The sequence below is a fragment of the Variovorax sp. IB41 genome (assembly GCF_016405905.1).
Lineage (GTDB): Bacteria > Pseudomonadota > Gammaproteobacteria > Burkholderiales > Burkholderiaceae_C > Variovorax.
Genome location: NZ_JAEFCB010000014.1, coordinates 62120 through 80855, shown reverse-complemented (window position 1 = coordinate 80855; position 18736 = coordinate 62120). Strand labels below are relative to the sequence as shown.

The 18736-nt window shown below is 68.9% G+C and carries 20 protein-coding genes; 7 read left to right on the top strand and 13 right to left on the bottom strand.

Annotation, left to right across the window (positions count from 1 at the left end):
- Positions 1–40: 40 nt before the first annotated feature.
- Entirely contained in the window at positions 41–580 is a 540-nt protein-coding gene (locus tag JC881_RS22760; RefSeq protein WP_198787950.1) for a winged helix-turn-helix transcriptional regulator, read from the bottom strand.
- A gap of 143 nt (positions 581–723) precedes the next feature.
- Between JC881_RS22760 and JC881_RS22755 the strand changes: the two genes are divergently transcribed.
- Together JC881_RS22755 and JC881_RS22750 are read left to right on the top strand one after the other, a co-directional pair.
- The gene (locus JC881_RS22755; RefSeq protein ID WP_198787949.1) at positions 724–1116 is read left to right on the top strand and encodes a nuclear transport factor 2 family protein; all 393 of its coding nucleotides are present in this window, start codon (positions 724–726) and stop codon (positions 1114–1116) included.
- Positions 1117–1120: 4 nt separating this feature from the next.
- Positions 1121–1621, top strand: coding sequence for a DUF3237 domain-containing protein (locus tag JC881_RS22750; RefSeq protein ID WP_198787948.1), 501 nt, complete (start codon positions 1121–1123; stop codon positions 1619–1621).
- Here JC881_RS22750 and JC881_RS22745 read toward each other — a convergent pair.
- From JC881_RS22745 to JC881_RS22700, 10 genes are all read right to left on the bottom strand, one after another.
- Positions 1609–2445, bottom strand: a complete 837-nt coding sequence (locus tag JC881_RS22745) for a tetratricopeptide repeat protein (RefSeq protein WP_198787947.1) — start codon at positions 2443–2445, stop codon at positions 1609–1611. The genes JC881_RS22750 and JC881_RS22745 overlap by 13 nt on opposite strands.
- A gap of 36 nt (positions 2446–2481) precedes the next feature.
- On the bottom strand, positions 2482–3408 hold the full coding sequence (ku, locus tag JC881_RS22740; protein WP_198787946.1) for a non-homologous end joining protein Ku: 927 nt from the start codon (positions 3406–3408) through the stop codon (positions 2482–2484).
- Between the two features lie 167 nt (positions 3409–3575).
- The gene (locus JC881_RS22735; RefSeq protein ID WP_198787945.1) at positions 3576–3944 is read right to left on the bottom strand and encodes a hypothetical protein; all 369 of its coding nucleotides are present in this window, start codon (positions 3942–3944) and stop codon (positions 3576–3578) included.
- Entirely contained in the window at positions 3941–4168 is a 228-nt protein-coding gene (locus tag JC881_RS22730) for a DUF3606 domain-containing protein (RefSeq protein WP_198787944.1), read from the bottom strand. The genes JC881_RS22735 and JC881_RS22730 overlap by 4 nt, the downstream gene beginning before the upstream one ends.
- Positions 4165–4389, bottom strand: coding sequence for a hypothetical protein (locus JC881_RS22725; protein ID WP_198787943.1), 225 nt, complete (start codon positions 4387–4389; stop codon positions 4165–4167). Before JC881_RS22725 ends, JC881_RS22730 begins: the two co-directional genes overlap by 4 nt.
- A 122-nt stretch (positions 4390–4511) precedes the next feature.
- Entirely contained in the window at positions 4512–6242 is a 1731-nt protein-coding gene (locus JC881_RS22720) for a RecQ family ATP-dependent DNA helicase (RefSeq protein ID WP_198787942.1), read from the bottom strand.
- Positions 6242–6562 (bottom strand): hypothetical protein, encoded by a 321-nt coding sequence (locus tag JC881_RS22715; protein ID WP_198787941.1) that lies wholly within the window; start codon positions 6560–6562, stop codon positions 6242–6244. The genes JC881_RS22720 and JC881_RS22715 overlap by 1 nt, the downstream gene beginning before the upstream one ends.
- A 20-nt stretch (positions 6563–6582) precedes the next feature.
- Positions 6583–7002: a DUF2934 domain-containing protein gene (locus tag JC881_RS22710; protein ID WP_198787940.1), complete on the bottom strand. Its 420-nt coding sequence runs from the start codon at positions 7000–7002 to the stop codon at positions 6583–6585.
- A gap of 34 nt (positions 7003–7036) precedes the next feature.
- Positions 7037–7390 carry a hypothetical protein gene (locus tag JC881_RS22705; RefSeq protein ID WP_198787939.1) on the bottom strand — a complete coding sequence of 118 codons (354 nt, stop codon included), beginning with the start codon at positions 7388–7390 and terminating at the stop codon, positions 7037–7039.
- Positions 7391–7632: 242 nt separating this feature from the next.
- Positions 7633–8607, bottom strand: a complete 975-nt coding sequence (locus JC881_RS22700; RefSeq protein ID WP_198787938.1) for a hypothetical protein — start codon at positions 8605–8607, stop codon at positions 7633–7635.
- A 249-nt stretch (positions 8608–8856) separates the two neighbouring features.
- On the opposite strand from JC881_RS22700, the gene JC881_RS22695 reads away from it, so the two are divergent.
- A complete protein-coding gene (locus tag JC881_RS22695; RefSeq protein ID WP_198787937.1) occupies positions 8857–9297 on the top strand; it encodes a hypothetical protein in 441 nt (146 codons plus the stop codon).
- 24 nt (positions 9298–9321) lie between these two features.
- Here the strand turns inward: JC881_RS22695 and JC881_RS22690 are convergent, their stop codons facing one another.
- Entirely contained in the window at positions 9322–9840 is a 519-nt protein-coding gene (locus JC881_RS22690; RefSeq protein WP_198787936.1) for an Lrp/AsnC family transcriptional regulator, read from the bottom strand.
- 92 nt (positions 9841–9932) lie between these two features.
- Here JC881_RS22690 and JC881_RS22685 point away from each other — a divergent pair, with 92 nt between their 5' ends.
- Positions 9933–13541 carry an indolepyruvate ferredoxin oxidoreductase family protein gene (locus JC881_RS22685; protein WP_198787935.1) on the top strand — a complete coding sequence of 1203 codons (3609 nt, stop codon included), beginning with the start codon at positions 9933–9935 and terminating at the stop codon, positions 13539–13541.
- 6 nt (positions 13542–13547) lie between these two features.
- Here JC881_RS22685 and JC881_RS22680 read toward each other — a convergent pair whose 3' ends face one another.
- Positions 13548–14591 (bottom strand): LacI family DNA-binding transcriptional regulator, encoded by a 1044-nt coding sequence (locus JC881_RS22680; protein ID WP_198787934.1) that lies wholly within the window; start codon positions 14589–14591, stop codon positions 13548–13550.
- Between the two features lie 211 nt (positions 14592–14802).
- On the opposite strand from JC881_RS22680, the gene JC881_RS22675 reads away from it, so the two are divergent.
- From JC881_RS22675 to JC881_RS22665, 3 genes are read left to right on the top strand one after another with little or no spacing between them, the layout of a single operon-like run.
- Positions 14803–16155: a GntP family permease gene (locus JC881_RS22675; RefSeq protein ID WP_198788038.1), complete on the top strand. Its 1353-nt coding sequence runs from the start codon at positions 14803–14805 to the stop codon at positions 16153–16155.
- A gap of 42 nt (positions 16156–16197) precedes the next feature.
- The gene (gene gntK, locus JC881_RS22670) at positions 16198–17757 is read left to right on the top strand and encodes a gluconokinase (protein ID WP_198787933.1); all 1560 of its coding nucleotides are present in this window, start codon (positions 16198–16200) and stop codon (positions 17755–17757) included.
- Positions 17758–17796: 39 nt separating this feature from the next.
- A complete protein-coding gene (locus JC881_RS22665; RefSeq protein WP_233101979.1) occupies positions 17797–18651 on the top strand; it encodes an AraC family transcriptional regulator in 855 nt (284 codons plus the stop codon).
- Positions 18652–18736 lie beyond the last annotated feature (85 nt).

The following is an 18736-nucleotide window of genomic DNA, read 5'->3' as shown; positions in this document are numbered from 1 at the left end:
GCCAGCGAAGTGATGCAAGGCGTTCGGTGAACGCCCGCCGCTACGGCCGCCCGGCCTTGAAAGCCCCCAGCCGCGCTTGCCGCTCCGCATGGAACGACCCGCTCAGCTTCCCGGAAAGCTCCTCCCTGCGCATCGTCTTCCCGCAGGCCTGGCAGGCGGGGCCGAGGCCGGGGTCCTGCCCGCAGGGGATGTGGATGTAGTGGATGGCGACTTCCTCGTCCTCGGACTTGAACCATGTCTCGCCCCAGGCGCGCAGTGCCAGGAACACCGGATGAAAGGCGATGCCCATCTCTGTCAGGTGGTACTCGTGCCGCGGCGGCCTTTCGCTGTAGGGCCGGCGCTCGATCAGGCCCGCCGATTCCAACTTCTTGAGGCGGCTGGCCACCATCTGCGGCGTGGCTTGCGTGTGCGCCTGGATCTCCTCGAAGCGGCGCGTTCCGAGGAACAACTCCCGAAGCACCAGCACGGTCCAGCGGTCGCCGACGACGTCCTGCGCGCGCGCGACCGGGCACAGGGTCGGGCTGGAATTTGGGCCCGTCGTCTCGCCATCTGCGGATGAATTTCTCGGCGTCTTGGTCATTTCCGGCATCATACCTCTTGTCACTATGAAAATCATAGGTATAGTCGCCAGCGTTCGCGGGGCGACTTGCAAACCTCCTCGCGCACCGCGGAATCCATGGGGCTTTCCGTGAACATTCACTGAACCACATCGAAAGGTTTCTCATGTCTGAACCTGTCAAGCTGGACCTGGCCGCCATTGCCGATCGCTACGCCGCCGCGTGGCTCTCGCACGATCCCAAAGCCATCCTTGCGTTGCACGCGCCCGACTCGACCTTCCAGGCGCACGGCCGCGGCGCCGAGGTGCGGGGGGAGGCCGCGTTGCTGCAGGAGTTCGCCGGCGTCTTCGAGCGCTATCCCGGTTTCGGCGTGGAGACCCACCGCCTGCTCCTGGGCGACGGGCACTGGACGCTCGACTGGACCTTGACCTTCCAACCCCCCGGCAAGGAGCGCCGCGGGTTCCATGCGCTGGACGTCGTCGAGGTGGACAGCGCCGGGCTCATCACGCGCAAGGACACGTTCTTCGACTACGCGCAAGTCAAGGCCGCCTCGAGCTGACGCCATGAACGCCATCCTCACCACGCAGTCTCTCTTCGAGCAGCCACTGCTCGAAGAGATGCCGATCAGGCACCTGTGCGATCTGCAGGTCGACCTCGAAACACCGATCGCAATCCCCACGCCGCGCGGCACGCTGGTCCCTTACATCGGCAAAGGCGGCCGGCTGGAAGGGCCGAAGCTGCGCGGCGAATTCCTGCCGGGCAGCGTCGACTGGGTCGCGATCGGCGCGGACGGCATCAGCCGGCTCGACATTCGCGGTGCGATCCGCACCGACGACGGCGCGCTCGTCTACTTCGAGAGCAAGGGCGTCGCCAAGCTGCCGCCGGACGGCAGGAAGCGGCTGGCCAAGGGAGAGCGCCTGCCGTTCGGCGAGACCTACCTGCGCACCACGCCAAAGCTGGAGACCTCGGACGAGCGCTACCTGTGGCTGAACGAACTCGTTCTCCTGGGCTACAACGAAATGTCGGCAGGGCGGATCGACTTTCGCATCTATCAGGTTCTCTGAAGGCGCCTGAACGCGCTGAAGTGCCGTATCGCCATCTGATGCCTCCCGGTCTGCGCGCAGAGCAGGGCGGCATTCCGGTGCGCGTCCAGAAGGTCCGGCTGCAGCCGCAGCGCCTCTTCGTAGCTTGCCAGCGCGCCGTCGAGGTCGCCGATGCCCTCGCGCGCCACGGCCTGGTTGAAATGCATCAGCGGATCGTCGGCGCAGAAGTGCAGCGCGTTTTCGTAGAGCGCCGCGGCCGCCTCGCACCGGCCGGATTCGCACAGCATGAAGCCCAGGTTCAGGTACGCGTGGGCGTACGAGGGATCGTCTTTCAGGATGCGCCGGTACAGCGCCTCGGCGGCCTCGGGGCTGCTTTCCTCCAGCGCCTGGGCTTCGGCAAAGCGCGCATCGAGCGCGGCCGCATCGACGACCGGCTCGTGCGGCCGCGGAAAGAAGCGCAATGCGCTGTCGCCGCCAGCAGCGATCTGCAGATCGAGCACGAATTGCCCGGTCTGCGGTTCCCATTGCGCATCGCCCCACCTGACGGTCACGCGGTCGCCCTCGGCGGTGATCCGCATGCCCTGCAGCGGTTGCGCCTCGGGCAGCGTGGCCCGCAGCTGGCGCAGCGCCTTGAGGATCTGCCGCGTGGGAATGCGTGCCGCGCGCAGCTCATGCGCGGAACGCAGGACGACCAGGTCCTGGAAGGAAAACTTCCAGACCTTGCCCTGCAATTTCACGGGCGCCACGAAGCCGAGCTCGATGAGCTTGCCGACCGCATGGCGCGACAGCCCGAGCGACTGCGACACCCCGCGCAACGACTGCGAAAAATCGGCGGATGCTTTCATCGAGACGCTGCCGGACGGCGCGGCGAAGAAGCGGCGCTATGCCGCCTTCCGGGCCTTGGCGCTGGTCTTCTTCGATGCCGCCTTGCGCGCGGTTCCGGCCGACTTGGCCGCAGCCCCCGCGCCACGCTTCTTGCTCGCCGGCGTACCGGCCTTGGCAGCCTTGCCGCCCTTCAGGCTGCGCTTGAGCAGTTCGGTGAGGTCGATCACGTTCGAGCTTTCTTCCGGCGCCTCTTCCTCTGGCTGGATGACGGTTTCCGTGTCGCCGGCCTTCACCTTCTTCTGCACGATCTTCATCACCGCGTGCTTGAACTCGTCGGTGAAGTCTTCCGGTTTCCATTCGCCCGACATGTCGCCTACGAGCTGTTCGGCCATCTTCACTTCCGCCGCGGTGATCTTTGCGCCCTTGACCCCGGCGGCGGGCAGATCGAGCCCTTCCAGCGGCTTCACCTCGTCGCCCCAGCGCAGCAGGTTGAGCACCAGCGCCTTGCCCGACGGCACCAGCACTGCGAGGTGCTGCTTGGTCGAGATGACCACCTTGGCGAGCCCGACCTTGCCGGTCTTGATGAGCACCTCGCGAAGCAGCGCATAGACCTTCTGCCCCTTGTTGACCGGCGCCACGTAGTAGGGGCGCTCCAGGTACACGAAGGGAATCTCGTTGGCATCGATGAAGCGCTGGATCTCGATGGTCTGCGTCGTGCGCGGATACGCCGCCTCGATCTCGTCGGGCGAGATCACCACGTACTTGCCGTCCTCGTACTCGAAGCCTTTGACGATGTTGTCCTTGTCGATCTCCCGGCCCGTCTTCTTGTTGATGCGCTTGTAGCCCACCGGGTCCATGCTGCGCTTGTCGAGCCAGTCGAAATCGATGCCCTGTTCGCTGCTGGCCGTGTGCAGGCCCACCGGGATGTGAACCAGGCCGAAAGTGATCGCGCCTTTCCAAAGGGTCCTGCTGCCTGTGGCCATGGAGTTCATCCTTAACGCTGGAAAGAAAACGGAGCCGGCGAAGACCGGCGAATGGAAAGCGTGTCTCGCGCTGCATGGGCGCGGTGTGGGACATGGCCAATGCCGCCGGGAGGACGCGGCGCACATCGGGCCCTCCATCCGGCGCTTCCAGCGTTGGCAGCGATGTGCTACTTCATCAGGCCGAATCCGAAGGCGCTTCCCGTGGCGGGCCTCTTTTCAGGCTCGGGCTTCGCTGCCTTGCGGGCGGGGTGCTTGCCGGCTCGCAAGGCTTTCGAATCGGGGTCGCTGCCGGTCGGCTTTCGCGGTCCGGCATCCAGGTCGTCGATGAGCGATTGCAGCGCGAGGAGGCCATCGGCCATCGATGCCTTGTAGGTGTCGGCCGCCTTGCGGGCGCGCTTCAAGGACCGCCACGGCCCCTCGTCGGCCTCGTCCCCGTCGTCGTCGCCGGCTTCGCTCAGCACCCACTCGAATCCGCCGGATGGCGTTTCCTCCACATGGACCGCGATCCGGCGCAGGACGTCTTGGCCCGTGCTCATGGCGCCGCGGCCTGGCCGAAGCGGGCATCGTTCCCCGGCGCCGCGCTTTCCCGCCGCTTGAGCGCATCGAGGTAAGCCTGCACGCGCTCCACCGACGTGCCGACGGCGCGCATCGCGATCCTGAGTTCGGCGACGGAGCACCCCAGGTGGTCGGCCCACGCCTTCGCCGCGGCGGGCGTGGGGGTCGAGATGCTTTTCGCACCCGGTCGGATCGCTCGCGTCATCGCACGTCGCGCGGCTCGCGCATCGCCTGGATGGTGCTCTTGCCCGGCGAGCCGGAGAGAAGCTGGAAATCGAGCGCGCCGGAGCCGGCGGCGCGCTCGCGTTGTACGGCAAGGTGCAACAGCGCCATGGTGGCGATCAGGACCGCCACGGCGACCAGGAGCCAGAACTCCCCGCGCGGCGGTTGTGGGTGCTGATGACCTCTTGGATCACGGCTGCTCATCTCTCGGTCCTCCAATGGTGAAGGCGGCAGTCTGGTTCTTTGCGCGCGGGGCCGGCGTCGGACAAAGCTGAACCGTGCTGTATCCCGGCGTCTGATAACGCGACGGCGAGGGGCAGAGGCGTTCAGCCGTGCACGCGGGCAGCGCTCGGCCTGCGGTGCAGCGGGGTCACATAGTCCGGATGAAAGCAGCGCTGGGTCCCGTCCTCGAACCCGACGGTGATCGACGTCGCGTCCGAAGCGATGACCACGCCGGGCCCGAAGCGCCGGACACGCACCCGATCGTCGGCGGCGAAGGCCGGCTGTATGCGCGCGGCGGGCCCGGTGTCGCTGCCATTCATCACGATGGGCTGCGCCATTTCTTTTTCATGGGCCGCGATGCGCCGGCAGTTGTCGCACGTGCCGCAGCGTTTCGGCTCCGCAGCCCGGTCGAGATCGCTCAGCAGCAACTGCCACCGGCACTGGCCCGACTGCGCGTACGACACCATGCGCTCGAGCGTCTCGCGGTCCTGCTGCCGCCGGGTCTTGTAGGCATCGAGCACCGCTGTGAAATCGACCTTGCCGGCCGCGCGCTCGCGCACCGAGAGGCGCCCGCGGCGGTCGGCCTGGAGCACCTGCGCTTGCTTGAGCACCGCGATGCCCGACTGCATCCGGGTGCGCGGCCGCTCCAGCGCGTCGAGCAGGCTGGCGGCCGTCCATCCGTCGGTCTCGGGCGGCTCGGCCAGCAGTTGCCGGTAGATCGCGTCCAGGTCCTCCAGTTGCGGATACTTTCCGGCCAGGAAGAACTGCTGCACCGTGCGGTCCTTCGCATGGAACAGCAGCAGGCAGCGCGCCTCGTCGCCATCGCGTCCGGCGCGCCCGGCCTCCTGGTAATAGGCATGCAGGCTCGCCGGCATCTGGCAGTGCAGAACGAAGCGGATGTCGGGCTTGTCGATGCCCATGCCGAAGGCATTGGTGGCGACCATGACGCGCACCTCGCCCGCCATGAATGCCTCCTGCGCGGCGCTGCGCTCGCGCGCGCCGAGCTTGCCGTGATAGAGCGCCACGGATTCGTCCTGCGCCTTCAACGCATCGAACGCATGCTCGGCAGCCTTCACCGTGGCGGCGTAGACGATGCCGCTGCCCGGCGCTTCGCGCACGAATTCAACCGTGCGGCGCAGGCGTTCCTTCTCGTTCGCGAGCTGTTCGACGGCAAAGCGCAGGTTCGCGCGGTAGGCGCCGGTATCGACCAGCCCCGCGCGCGGAATGCCCAGCAGCTTCATCACATCGGCGGCCACCTCGTCGCCCGCGGTCGCCGTCAACGCGAGCACGGGCGGACTGCCCAGCGCCCGGATCGCGGGGCCGATCTCCAGGAAGGCGGGCCGGAAGTCATGGCCCCATTGCGAGATGCAATGCGCCTCGTCGACCGCGACCAGCGCCACCGGGTGCGCGCCCAGGCGCCGGAGGAAATCCGGATCGGACAAGCGCTCGGGCGTCGTCAGCACGATGCGCGCGCGGCCCGCGTCGATGTCGGCTTCCGATTGCGCCAGTTCCTCGGCGCCGAGCGAACTGTTGACCTGCACGGCGCGGATGCCGAGCGCCCGCAGCCGGTCGCACTGGTCTTTCATCAGCGCGATGAGCGGCGAGACCACCACCGTCTGCCCTTCGAGCAGCACCGCGGGCAACTGGTAGCAGAGCGACTTGCCAGCGCCCGTGGGCATCACCGCGAGCGTGGACAGGCCGGACAGCACGCGCTCGATCACTTCGGCCTGGCCGGCGCGCAGACGGCTGTGGCCGAAGACGCCGCGCAGGGTCGTTGCAACGCGGCGCGCGGGCGGTATTTCCTCGGGCTGTTTGCCGGCGGGCCTGGCGGGCATCAGGCGTTCTCGGGCTCGCCGTCCTCGCTGTCTTCGCTGCTGTCGTTGTCCTCGGCAAGGTCCTCGACGCGGGACGCGTCCGGATCTTCGGTGGCCGTGTCCACTTCATGCGCCGCGTCGGGGATCACGCCGACGCGGTCGGGAAGGATGTCCGAATCGGTCGGCTCCTCCAGGCCCGCCTCGGCGGCCGCGCGGTTGCCGCCCGTGCCCGCGGCATCGCTGCCGCTGTCGCTGGAATCGGAAGGGCCGAGCGTGTCTTCGTCGGTGCCCTTGGGTTCGATGGGCGCGCGTTCGCCGCCCAGGATGCTGCTGGTCGCCATGTTCGGATTCCTCTGTGCTTTCAAACTTTCGTGCCGGCCTGGCGGTCGACTTGCGCCTCGGCTTCGAGCCAGTCCTCGGTCTCGTGTCCGGCTTCGCCGCCGCGGCGCTGGTACGCGTCGTAGGCGGCGCGGCGGATGGCTTCTTCGCGGGAGTCCGGGCGGGAGTCAGAGTGGGGGGGAGGTGCGGGTTCGGCGGGCTCGCGGTTGCTGTCGGGCGTCAGGTCCTCGGTGAGGCCGAACGCGGCGGAGTCGTCGTGCTTCGTGGCCTCCACGTTCTTGCGCTTGTCCTGCATCCGCTCTTTCGGCGCGGGGCCGGAGACGTCCTCGCCCGCGGCGGTCTTCTTGCCGGAGAAGCTCTCGGCGCCGCCCATGTTGTCCACGCCGCCGCTGGTGGCGGGACGGGTTCCGTCGCCTGAACCGGTGGGGGGTCTGTCGCTCATGTCGATCTCCTTGTGAGGCTGGATGGGGCTGGGCTTACTGGGGGGCGGGCTTGGTCGTCGTGCCGGCGCCCTTGGCACTGGGGCCGCTGTTCGCGCGACCGGGCGACTTGTCGGGCGCGGGCTGGGCCGGCCCCGCGTTGGCAGGCGGCGTCATCGTCTGCGAGCGGCTCTGGACGGTTTCCTTGTCCGTCACGATCTTTCCGCTGTCGCCGAAGCCGCCCGTGGGGCTGCGCGAAGCCGGCGCCTTCTGTGCATCGCTCGTCGGAGGCGCCACCGAGCCTTTGGGATTGCCGGTGGACTGTGCCGCGGCCGATAGCGCGAGGCCCGCCGCGATGCTGAAAACGGCAATGCCGCGAAGCGCGAAATGGGGGTTGGAAGGGTTGTTCATGAATGCAGATTCAGTGGAATGAATTCGCAGCCACGTAGGAGCACTTCAGCATCGGCTGTCTGTGCATGCTGTATGTGCATGGTGCGGGTTGCCGCCGCGGGCCTGCGAAGGCGCGGCCCGCGGCGCCGGCTCAGTGGAAGAACAACGCGATCAGGATGATGACCGGGATGGGCACGCCGAGAAAAAGCAGCAGAAGTGAGCGCATGGAAATCTCCTTGAATCTGGAAGTGGGTGGATGCCGGTCAGAGGTCGCGCCGGCGACCGCCGTAGGTGGCCGCGAAGCTCGCGACGAACGCGCCGATGAGCATCGAGATCACCAGCCACAGCGAGCCATAGGCCGATGCCTTGCGTGCCGCATCGGCGGCGTCCTTGGCCTTCGCCTGCGCATCCTTGAGCGCGGCCTGGGCCTTCGCGTAGGTGTCGGTCACGCGCTTCTCCGCGTCCTGCTGGCTGAGACCGGTGCGCTGCGCGACGACCTGGCCCACGTACCGCGCGTCTTCGGGCGGCAGCGCGCCGGTGCGGATGCTGTTCAGGAAGATGCGGCTGACTTCCGCGTTGGTTGCGGCAGCAGGGCGATCGGGCGCTGCGGTCGCGGGTGCGGCGCTGGCGTCGCCCGGGGTCGCGGGCGTGGCGCTCGCATCGCGGCGGAACAGCGAGTCGATGAAGTAGTTCATCGGACCGGGGCCGGCCTCCGAAGGTGACTGCGATCCCGAAGCCGCGGCACCGGCACTCGCGGCACCCGCAGCACCTGCTGCGGTCGCGGCCGTCGCCGCACCGCCGGCCACCGCGGCGCCCGCTTGCGCGCCGGCGCCGAGGATCGAGCCCACGACCGAGCCGAGCAGCGCCGCCGTCAGCAGCGTTGCCACCGACCAGGCGAGAAAGCCGTGGGCCGTGTCGCGGAAGTACACCTCGTCGGTGTGCACGCCGGCCCACTTGGTGCGCAGCCGGCCGGCCAGGTAGCCGCCCATGCCCGAGGCGGCGATCTGCGTGAACGTGAGCCACAGGATGGTCGCGACGCCGATGGTGGCGGCGCTCGCGCCCTGGCTCGCCCACGGGCTGATCGACGACATGCCCAGCCCCGTGCCGAGCAACAGAAGAATGAGCGACAGCGATGCCGCGCCCGCGGCGCCGGCAAAGATCGCCCCCCAGGACACACCGCTCTGGCTGGCGGACCCTTCGATCACGCCGACTGGTGAATTGACGCCGTACTGGGCCATGGCTGCTCCTTGTGCACTTTGTTGTGGTGCTGGAAATCTTTCGCCGGCGCGCGCGGGCTTCAGTCGGTGCCCGGCGCAACGCGGGGTAGGCAGTGATCCCGTCCGGCCCGCGTCCAACCGTGCGGGCCGGCGATGGCCGCGGTTTGCTTTGGCCTACAAGAGATGCCCGTTCCACCCGACACCCCGGCGTGCATCGCGTCGCCCAAATAGCTCCTTCGCAAATCCTGTTGCTCCTTTCGAAAGACCGCCATGGCAGACGACCCGAAGACCCCCTCCCAACTCGCCGACGAAGCACGCCGGGCCGGACGAGATGCATCGGCCGCAGCCGGCGGCCTGGCCGATGAGGCGAAGACGATTGCACGCGCCACGGCCCAGACCCTGCGCTCGAGCGCCGCGGATGCGAAGGCCACGGCCGGCGAGGCGCTCGACACCGCGCGCGGCATCGCCGCCGATGCGAAGGACGTCGCCTCGGACGCCGCCGACACCGGCCGGGCCTACGCCCGGAGCGCCGTCAACGAGGCCGGTAAAAAGATCGGGGGTTTCAAGGAGCGAGCCGCCGGATGGCAGGCCTCCTGCGTGAAGCAGATCGAAGCCGAGCCGGTGAAGGCGGTGCTCATCGCCGCGGCGGGCGGCGCACTGCTTGCGGGCTTGCTCCTGGCGTTCGACCGATCCGAGCGGCGCTACTACTGATCGGCCCGGTCGGTCTGCGCCTTCTCAGCGCCGCGAAGGCGCCGCGCCCGACTTCGCGCCCATCAGGTGCCCGAGCGGCAGCGCCACCTCCGACTTGATCTCGCGCAGCACGATGCTCGAGCGCACGTGGGTCACGCCCGGCAGGCTGAAGAGCACCTCGTGCAGGAAGCGCTCGTAGTGCTTCATGTCCGGCACCGTCACGTTCAGGATGTAGTCCGCGGGCCCCGTGGCCGAGACGCAGCGGATGATCTGCGGGCTCGCGGCCACCACCTCTTCGAAGCGCTGCACCATCGCTTCGCTGTGGCGGTCCAGGTTCACCTCGGCCACGGCCGAGACGTGCAGGCCCACCAGTTCGGGGTCCACGCGCGTGGTGTAGCCGCGGATCACGCCGGCCGCCTCCATGTCCTTGATGCGCTTCCAGCAGGGCGTGGGCGAGAGCCCGACGGCCTCCGAGATCTGCTGCACGGTCTGCCGCCCGTCGTGCTGCAGTGCAGAAAGGATCTTGAGGCAATGCTCGTCCAGAGAAACAGAACCGACGTTCATGGTGGTTTTCGAGTGGATTCTTCTTCAAACAAGGGTCTGCGCCAGTGTATTGAAGAAACACTTACTCGGGGTGCGGCAGAACAATTCCGGGCATGAACGCCCCCCACAAGACGGCCGCGCTGCGACGGCCCGACTACCAGCTCTCCGACAACCTTTGGGCCGATGCCGGCTCGGTCTTTCTCACCGGCACGCATGCGCTGATCCGCATCCTGGCGATGCAGAAACAGCGCGACGCGGCGCGCGGCCTGCACACGCAGGGCTTCGTGAGCGGCTACCGCGGCTCGCCGCTGGGCATGGTCGACCAGGCCATCTGGAAGGCCGGCGAGCGCTTCAAGCAGACCGGCATCCGCTTCGTGCCCGCGGTGAACGAGGAGCTTGCGGCCACGCAGGTGCTGGGCACGCAGCGCGTGGAGTCCGACCCCGAGCGCACCGTCGATGGCGTCTATGCCATGTGGTACGGCAAGGGGCCGGGCGTGGACCGCGCGGGCGATGCGCTCAAGCACGGCAACGCCTACGGCTCGTCGCCCCGCGGCGGCGTGCTGGTGGTGGCGGGCGACGACCACGGCTGCGTCTCGTCGTCGATGCCGCACCAGAGCGACCACGCCTTCATGGCCTGGCGCATGCCGGTGATGCAGCCCGCGAGCGTGGCCGAGTACCTGGAGTTCGGCCTCTACGGCTACGAGCTCTCGCGCTATTCGGGCGCGTGGGTCGGCATGGCGGCGCTGTCCGAGATCGTCGAGAGCGCGGGCACCGTGGACCTCGACGCGGTGAACGCGCGCGTCGCCGACTGGGAAGACGCCGATGCGGTGCGCGCCGCCACCGGCCATGCCGCGCCGCCCGACGGCCTGCACTACCGCTGGCCCGATCTGCCGTCGCTGCGCATCGAGTCGCGGCTGGAAGACAAGCTCGCCGCCGTGGCCGCGTTCACGCAGCGCAACAGCATCGACCGCCACGTCATCGTGAGCCCGCATGCCAAGGTGGGCATCGTCACCTGCGGCAAGGCGCACCACGACCTGATGGAAGTGCTGCGGCGCCTGGAGCTCTCGCCCGAGCAACTGGCGCGCGCCGGCGTGCGGCTCTATAAGGTGGGCCTGAGCTTTCCGCTCGAGCAGACGCGCCTGAAGGAATTCGCACGCGGGCTCGGCGAGATCCTCGTGGTGGAAGAGAAGGGCGCGGTGGTCGAGACGCAGCTGCGCGACATCTTCTACAACGCGCCGCCCGATGCGCGCCCCGTGCTCGTGGGCAAGCACGACCGCGAAGGCCAGCCGCTCGTCTCCGCGCTCGGCGAGCTGCGGCCTTCGCGCCTCATCGAGCTGGTCGCGCACTGGCTGGCCGTGCACTTCCCCGACAACCACGACCTGGGCGACCACCTGCAGCATGTGCGCGACTTCACGCCGCCCGACCTGCTGGGCAACGCGAGCGATGCCGTCAAGCGCGTTCCGTACTTCTGCGCCGGCTGCCCGCACAACACCAGCACCAAGGTGCCCGAGGGATCGACCGCGCGCGCGGGCATCGGCTGCCACTTCATGGCCAACTGGATGGACCGCAGCACCGCGGGCCTCATCCAGATGGGCGGCGAGGGCGTGGACTGGATCTCGCACGCCATGTTCACCAAGACGCCGCATGTGTTCCAGAACCTGGGCGACGGCACCTACTACCACTCGGGCTATCTCGCGATCCGGCAGGCGGTCGCGGCCAAGGCGACGCTCACCTACAAGATCCTCTTCAACGACGCGGTCGCGATGACCGGCGGGCAGCCGGTGGACGGCGTGATCAGCGTGGATGCGATCGCGCGGCAGGTGGAATCGGAAGGCGTCACCAAGGTGGTCTTGGTGAGCGATGCCATCGACAAGTACGACGCCATCAAGAACAAGTTTCCTGCAGGCACCGAGTTCCACGACCGCGCCGCGCTCGACGCGGTGCAGCGGCGCCTGCGCGAAATGCCCGGCGTGACCGTGCTCATCTACGAGCAGACCTGCGCCGCCGAGAAGCGCCGCCGCCGCAAGAAGGGCGAGCTGGCCGATCCGCCCAAGCGCCTCTACATCAACGAGGCCGTGTGCGAAGGCTGCGGCGACTGCACCGTGCAGAGCAACTGCGTGGCCGTGCTGCCGCACGAAACGCCCATGGGCCGCAAGCGCAAGATCGACCAGACCAGCTGCAACAAGGACTATTCCTGCGCCAAGGGCTTCTGCCCGAGCTTCGTGGGCGTCACCGGCGGCAAGCTGCGCCGCAAGAGCGGGGCGCTGGCGGCCGGGCGCGACGCCTTCCTGCACCGCGTGGCCGCGCTCGCGCATCCCGCGCCGCATGCGTGGACCGGCCCCTACGATTTGCTGGTGACCGGCGTGGGCGGCACCGGCGTGGTGACGGTGGGCGCGGTCATCGCGATGGCCGCGCACCTCGAAGGAAAATCGGCCAGCGTGCTCGACTTCATGGGCTTCGCGCAGAAGGGCGGCTCGGTTCTGAGCTTCGTGCGGCTGGCCGACACGCCCGAGCGGCTGAACCAGGTGCGCATCGACACGCAGCAGGCCGACGCCATCCTCGCGTGCGACGTGGTGGTGGGCGCCTCGCCCGACGCGTTGCAGACCGTGCGGCACGGACGCACGCGCGTGCTTGCGAACATCCACGAGATTCCCGTGGCCGAGTCGCTGCGCAATCCCGATGCCGACCTGCACGTCGATCTGCTGCTGGAGAAGATGCGCTTCGTCGCGGGCGAGGAACAGGTCGAGACCTTCGACGCACAGAGCCTGGCCGAAGAGTTCCTGGGCGACACGCTGGCCGCGAACATCGTCGCGACCGGCTATGCGTGGCAGCGCGGCCTGGTGCCGCTGAGCCTGGAGGCACTGATGCATGCGATCGAACTCAACGGCGTGGCCGTGGCGGCGAACCAGTCGGCGTTCTCGCTGGGCCGGCTCGCAGCGGGTGATCCCGCCGCGCTGGACCAGTTGCGTGCCGCGCCAATGAATGCAGAGGCGCAGCAGGCCGACGAGCGCCCGCTGGACGCGCTGCTCGCCGATGCGCGCCGCCATCTCACCGGCTACCAGAACGCCGCATGGGCCGCGCGCTTCGACCAGCGCATCCGCGCGCTGCAGGCGGCCGAAGCCGCGCTGCCGGGCGGCGATGCACGCCTGCCGCTCACGCGCAACGCGGCGCGCAGCCTCCTGAAGCTCATGAGCTACAAGGACGAGTACGAGGTCGCGCGCCTCTACACCGACGGCGCGTTCCTGCAGAAGCTCAAGGACCAGTTCGAAGGCGAGCTGAAGCTGGAATTCCACATGGCCCCGCCGCTGCTCGCGCGCCCCGCGAACGGCCAGGCACCCGCGAAGATCCGCCTCGGTGCCTGGATGCTGCCGATGATGAAGTGGCTCGCGCACGGCAAGCGGCTGCGCGGCACGGGCCTGGACCTGTTCGGCTACACGCAGGAGCGCCGGACGGAGCGCGCGCTCATCGCCCGGTTCGACCAGCGGCTCGAAGAACTGGCCGCCGAACTTTCAGCGGCCAACCAGCAGATCGCCGCGCAGATCGCTGCGCTGCCGCTCTCGATCCGCGGCTTCGGGCATGTGAAGCTGGCCAACCTCGCGCTCGCCAACGAGCGCGAGGCGGAGCTGCTGCACCGCTTCTCGCCGGAGCGCTATCCGCGGCCGGAAAAAAAGGAGAAGGCGCAGGCAGGGCAGTTCAAGGGAATCGCCGTCGTCTCGCATTGAGCGCACTCAGCTGCTCTGCCGCACCATCAGCTCGAAGCCCAGGTCCAGCGTGCGCTCGGCCACGGTCTCTTGGCGCATCAGCGCGAGCAGCATGGTCGCCGCGCGCTCGCCGATCGCCTGGCGCGGGGTGCGCACGGTGGTGAGCGGCGGCAGCATCTGGTCGCTGCCCCCCAGGTCGTTGAAGCCCGCGATCGCCACCCGCTCGGGCACCTTCACGCCGGTGCGCAGTGCGGCGAGCAGTGCGCCCTGGGCGAGGTCGTCGTTGCAATAGAAGATGGCGTCCACGTCGGGGTGGCGCGCGAGCAGGTCCTCGAACTGCCGGCCGCCCAGCGCCATGGAGGTCGGCCCGGGCACGAGCAGTTCGAGCCCCGGGTCGTGGCAGCCGGCCGCGCGCAGCGCCTCGCGGTAGCCCTCCAGGCGCAGCATCACGCGCGGGTCGAGCTGGCCGGCGGCGTAGGCGATGCGGCGGCGGCCGCGCGCGAGCAGGTGCTGCACGATGGCGCGGCCCGCGTCCTGCTGCGAGAAGCCCACGCTGTGGATGCCGGGCGCGGCCGAGGTTTCCATCAGGTACACACAGGGCGCGTGGCTGCGCTCGAGCATGCGCAGGGACGCGGCGCTGCGATCGAACCCGGTCAGCAGCACGCCGGCCGGCCGCTGCGAGAGGTAGCTGCGCAGCAGCGCCTCTTCCTGCGTGGGGTCGTAGTGGGTCACGCCGATGAGCGACTGGAAGCCGTGCGGCGCCAGCGCGTCCTGCACCGCCTCGAGCAGTTCCACGAAGAGCTGGTTGGTGAGCGACGGAATCAGCACCGCCACGTGCGAGCTGCGCGCCGAGGCGAGGGCGCGCGCCGCCACGTTGGGCACGTAGCCCAGCGCATCGACCGCCGCCTGCACGCGCGCCTTCAGCTCGGGCGCCACGTTGCGCGCGCCGCGCAGCGCACGGGAGACGGTGATCGCGCTCACGCCCGAGACGCGCGCCACGTCGTCGAGGGTCACGTGACTGGAAGAACGGGAGACAGAGCGGGAACGGGGGCGCTCGGGGACGTCGGCCATGGTCGTTGGTCGTTTCTCAGGGTTAATACCAAGATTGAATCGGACAGCGCTGTCCTAGGATAGCGCTGTCCCAGCCCTTTGCCGACCGGAGAAACCCGGAACTGCCAGCGCTGGTTTTTTTGGATTGTGCGGGATAGCGCTGTCCCCGCCGTCGTTCCACCCACCGGGCGCCCTCGCAGCCCCCGGACTCAGGAGACAAGACATGTTCGGAATGTTCGGAATGAGCAAAGAGGTTTTCCTGCTCGTCGACGCCCTGGTGGCGATCCTCGGGCTCATCCTTCTGATCACGCGCTGGCGCGTGCACCCCTTCATCGCGCTCACGCTGGCCGCGGGGTTCCTGGGCCTCACTTCGGGCATGCCGGTGGACCTGGTGATGAAGTCCTTCCAGGACGGTTTCGGCGGCGTGCTCGGCTTCGTGGGCATCGTGCTGGGCCTGGGCACCATGCTGGGCAAGATGATGGCCGAGTCGGGCGGCGCCGACCGCATCGCGCGCACGCTGGTGGACGCCTTCGGCCGCGAGCGCGTGCACTGGGCCATGATGTTCGCGGCCTTCCTGGTGGGCATTCCGCTCTTCTTCGAGATCGGCTTCGTGCTCCTGATTCCGCTGGTGTTCATCGTGGCGCGGCGCACGGGCGTGTCGCTCATCCGCATCGGCATTCCGCTGCTGGCGGGCCTGTCGGTGGTGCACGGCCTCGTGCCGCCGCACCCGGGGCCGCTGCTGGCAATCGGCGTGTTCGGCGCCGACATCGGCAAGACCATCTTCTACGGCCTCATCGTCGGCCTGCCCACCGCGATGATCGCGGGCCCGATCTTCGGCAAGTTCATCTCGAAATACGTGCCGGGCGAGGCATCGCCCGAACTGCTGGCGCAACTGGCGCGCGAGCCCGAGGCGCGCGAGCTGCCGGGCTTCGGCATCACGCTGGTCACGGTGCTGCTGCCGGTGGCGCTGATGCTGCTGAAGACCTTCGCCGACGTGGCGCTGGACGAGAAGAACATCGTGCGCCAGTGGATGGACTTCATCGGCCACCCGATCACCGCGCTGCTGGCGGCGCTGCTGCTCTCGCTCTACACCTTCGGCACGGCGCGCGGGTTCACGAGCAAGCAGATCATGAAGTTCGTGGACGACAGCCTCGCGCCCACCGCGGCCATCGTGCTCATCATCGGCGCGGGCGGCGGCTTCAAGCAGATGCTGGTGGCCAGCGGCGTGGGCAACGCGATCGGCCACATGGCGCTGCAGGCGCAGGTCTCGCCGATCCTGCTGGCCTGGCTGGTGGCGGGCGTGATCCGCATCGCCACGGGCTCGGCCACGGTCGCCACCATCACGGGCGCGGGCATCGTCGCGCCGCTCGCCACCATGGTGCCGGGCGTGAACCGCGAGCTGCTGGTGCTGGCCACGGGCGCGGGCTCGCTGATTCTTTCGCACGTGAACGACGCGGGCTTCTGGCTCGTGAAGCAGTACTTCAACATGACGGTGGCCGAGACCTTCAAGACCTGGACGGTGATGGAGACGCTGATCTCGGTGGTGGCCATCGTCTTCATCATGCTTCTGGGCATGGTCGTCTAGCATGGCCGGCTGAACGCCATCGCAAGCAAGGAGACCAACGCCATGGGCCGCATCGTCATCGGGGTCGACATCGGAACCACCAGCACCAAGGCGGTGGCTTTCACGCCGGCCGGGCGCGTGCTGGCGCACGACGCGGCCGAGTACCCGCTGCTGCAGCCCGAGGCCGCGGCCGCCGAGCAGGACCCCGAGCAGATCTTCCAGGCCGTGCTGCAGACCATCGCCGGCTGCGTGAAGGCCTGCCAGGCCGCGCCGGGCGACGTGCTCGCGGTGTCCTTCAGCGCGGCGATGCACAGCCTCGTCCTGGTGGACGCCGCGGGCGCGCCGCTCACGCGCAGCATCACCTGGGCCGACCACCGCGCCTCGGCATGGGCCGGACGCATTCGCGACGAATGGGACGGCGACGCGATCTACCGCCGCACCGGCACGCCGATCCATCCGATGTCGCCGCTGGTCAAGCTGGTGTGGCTGCGCCACGAGCGCGCCGAACTCTTCGCCAGCGCGGCACGCTTCGTCGGCATCAAGGAGTACGTGTTCTTCCGGCTCTTCGGGCAGTGGCAGGTCGACTATTCGATCGCCTCGGCCACCGGGCTCTTCAACCTGGAGCGGCTCGACTGGGACGAAGGCGCGCTCGCGCTGGCCGGCGTGCGCGCCGAGCAGCTGCCGCGCCCGGTGCCGACCACCTGGCACATCGAGGGCCTCGCGGCGGACGTCGCGGCGCAGTTGGGCCTTGCGGCCGACACGCCCTTCGTCATCGGCGCCAACGACGGCGTGCTCTCCAACCTGGGCGTGAACGCGGTCGCGCCCGGCGAGGTGGCCGTGACCATCGGCACCAGCGGCGCGATGCGCACCGTGGTCGACCACCCGATGACCGACCCCGAGGGCCGCACCTTCTGCTATGCGCTCGCCGAGCGGCGCTGGGTGGTGGGCGGTCCGGTGAACAACGGCGGCATCATCCTGCGCTGGGTGCGCGACGAGTTTGCCTCGGCCGAGGCCGAGACCGCCAAGCGCCTGGGCATCGACACCTACGAGGTGCTCACGCGCATCGCCGAGCGCGTGTCGGCCGGCTCCGAGGGGCTCGTCTTCCACCCTTTTCTCACCGGCGAGCGCGCGCCCTACTGGAACGCCGATTTGCGCGGCTCCTTCTTCGGCCTGGGCATCCACCACCGCAAGGAGCACATGATCCGCGCGGTGCTGGAGGGCGTGATCTTCAACCTCTACAGCATCCTGCCGGCGGTCGAGTCCATCGCGGGGCGCAGCGCGCACATCAAGGCGACCGGCGGCTTCGCGCGCTCGGGCATGTGGCGCCAGATGATGGCCGACGTGTTCGACCGCGAGGTGGTGGTGCCCGAGAGCTTCGAGAGCTCGTGCCTGGGCGCCGCGGTGCTCGGGCTCTATGCGCTGGGCCACGTCGATTCGCTCGACGTGGTCGCGGGCATGGTCGGCGCCACGCACCGCCACACGCCCAATGCGAAGAACGCCGCGCTCTACCGGCAGCTCTTGCCGGTGTACCTGTCGCTGCCGCGCAAGCTGGGCGAGGAGTACCGGCTGCTGGCCGCGTTCCAGCAGCAGACCGCCGCGCCGCCGCCGGCGCGCCAGGGCTGACGCGGCCCGTCGCTTTCGCTGCAGATTGGAGATGCGGTCTTGCTGAACACGGTCCATTGCGAACCCGCCGTCGCGCTCCCGCTCACGCCTTGCGCGCACGAGCCGCGCTGCCTGCACGACCACGAGCTGCACCTGATCGGCACGATGCCCGCGAGCCTTCGCATCGGCAGCGGCGCGCGCAAGGAGACGCACCGCTTCGCGCCCGGCACCGTCGTGCTGCTCGGCCCGCACCTGCCGCACACCATGGCGTTCGCGCACCGGGCGATGTCCGGCGGCGATGCGGACGGCATCGTGCTGCGCTTCGGCGACGAGCCGCTGCGCCGCGGCATGGTGCTTTTTCCCGAGCTCGGCGATGCGGGGCCGCTCCTGGCGCGCGCGCGGCGCGGCGTGCAGTTCGTAGGCCTGGGCGAAGGCACGCTCGCGCGGCTGCGCCGCATCGCATCGCTGCAGGGGCTCGCGCGTTTTTCCGAATTCACGGTGCTGCTGAACGAACTCGCGCAGTGGACCGACTACCGGCTGCTCGCCGACGAGGCGCCTGCGCTCCATGGCGAAGGGGCCGACGAGCACGGCCACGCGGTGCGCATCCACAAGGCGATGGACCACATCCGCGACAACTACGCCGAGGCGATGTCGCTGGGCGAAGTGGGCGCGATCGTGGGGATGCGGGAGAACGCGTTCTCGCGCAGCTTTCGCCGCGCCACCGGCCAGACCTTCACCGATTTCGTGATCGGCCTGCGCGTGGCCACGGCCTGCCGCCTGCTGGCCTCGACGCGCCAGCAAGTGAGCAGCATCTGCTACGAGGTGGGGTTCAACAACATCTCGAACTTCAACCGCCACTTCCGGCGCCTCCAGGGGATGACGCCGGGCGAATTCCGCGCCTCTGCGCGGGCGTGAGCGGCGGCGCGGCATGCGCAGTCAGGCCGCATGCAGGTTGCCCCGGAATACTCTGTAGGCAGCGTCCCGGAACCTGCCTATCCTT

Excerpts from the sequence above, each read along its gene's own strand:
- JC881_RS22705 (WP_198787939.1), bottom strand. The coding sequence starts at position 7,390 with ATGAACAACCCTTCCAACCCCCATTTCGCGCTTCGCGGCATTGCCGTT.
- JC881_RS22760 (WP_198787950.1), bottom strand. The coding sequence starts at position 580 with ATGACCAAGACGCCGAGAAATTCATCCGCAGATGGCGAGACGACGGGC.
- JC881_RS22700 (WP_198787938.1), bottom strand. The coding sequence starts at position 8,607 with ATGGCCCAGTACGGCGTCAATTCACCAGTCGGCGTGATCGAAGGGTCC.
- JC881_RS22695 (WP_198787937.1), top strand. The coding sequence starts at position 8,857 with ATGGCAGACGACCCGAAGACCCCCTCCCAACTCGCCGACGAAGCACGC.
- JC881_RS22675 (WP_198788038.1), top strand. The coding sequence starts at position 14,803 with ATGTTCGGAATGAGCAAAGAGGTTTTCCTGCTCGTCGACGCCCTGGTG.
- JC881_RS22715 (WP_198787941.1), bottom strand. The coding sequence starts at position 6,562 with ATGGCGACCAGCAGCATCCTGGGCGGCGAACGCGCGCCCATCGAACCC.
- JC881_RS22690 (WP_198787936.1), bottom strand. The coding sequence starts at position 9,840 with ATGAACGTCGGTTCTGTTTCTCTGGACGAGCATTGCCTCAAGATCCTT.
- JC881_RS22725 (WP_198787943.1), bottom strand. The coding sequence starts at position 4,389 with ATGAGCAGCCGTGATCCAAGAGGTCATCAGCACCCACAACCGCCGCGC.
- JC881_RS22680 (WP_198787934.1), bottom strand. The coding sequence starts at position 14,591 with ATGGCCGACGTCCCCGAGCGCCCCCGTTCCCGCTCTGTCTCCCGTTCT.
- JC881_RS22750 (WP_198787948.1), top strand. The coding sequence starts at position 1,121 with ATGAACGCCATCCTCACCACGCAGTCTCTCTTCGAGCAGCCACTGCTC.
- JC881_RS22685 (WP_198787935.1), top strand. The coding sequence starts at position 9,933 with ATGAACGCCCCCCACAAGACGGCCGCGCTGCGACGGCCCGACTACCAG.
- ku (WP_198787946.1), bottom strand. The coding sequence starts at position 3,408 with ATGGCCACAGGCAGCAGGACCCTTTGGAAAGGCGCGATCACTTTCGGC.
- JC881_RS22755 (WP_198787949.1), top strand. The coding sequence starts at position 724 with ATGTCTGAACCTGTCAAGCTGGACCTGGCCGCCATTGCCGATCGCTAC.
- JC881_RS22745 (WP_198787947.1), bottom strand. The coding sequence starts at position 2,445 with ATGAAAGCATCCGCCGATTTTTCGCAGTCGTTGCGCGGGGTGTCGCAG.
- gntK (WP_198787933.1), top strand. The coding sequence starts at position 16,198 with ATGGGCCGCATCGTCATCGGGGTCGACATCGGAACCACCAGCACCAAG.
- JC881_RS22720 (WP_198787942.1), bottom strand. The coding sequence starts at position 6,242 with ATGCCCGCCAGGCCCGCCGGCAAACAGCCCGAGGAAATACCGCCCGCG.
- JC881_RS22710 (WP_198787940.1), bottom strand. The coding sequence starts at position 7,002 with ATGAGCGACAGACCCCCCACCGGTTCAGGCGACGGAACCCGTCCCGCC.
- JC881_RS22735 (WP_198787945.1), bottom strand. The coding sequence starts at position 3,944 with ATGAGCACGGGCCAAGACGTCCTGCGCCGGATCGCGGTCCATGTGGAG.
- JC881_RS22730 (WP_198787944.1), bottom strand. The coding sequence starts at position 4,168 with ATGACGCGAGCGATCCGACCGGGTGCGAAAAGCATCTCGACCCCCACG.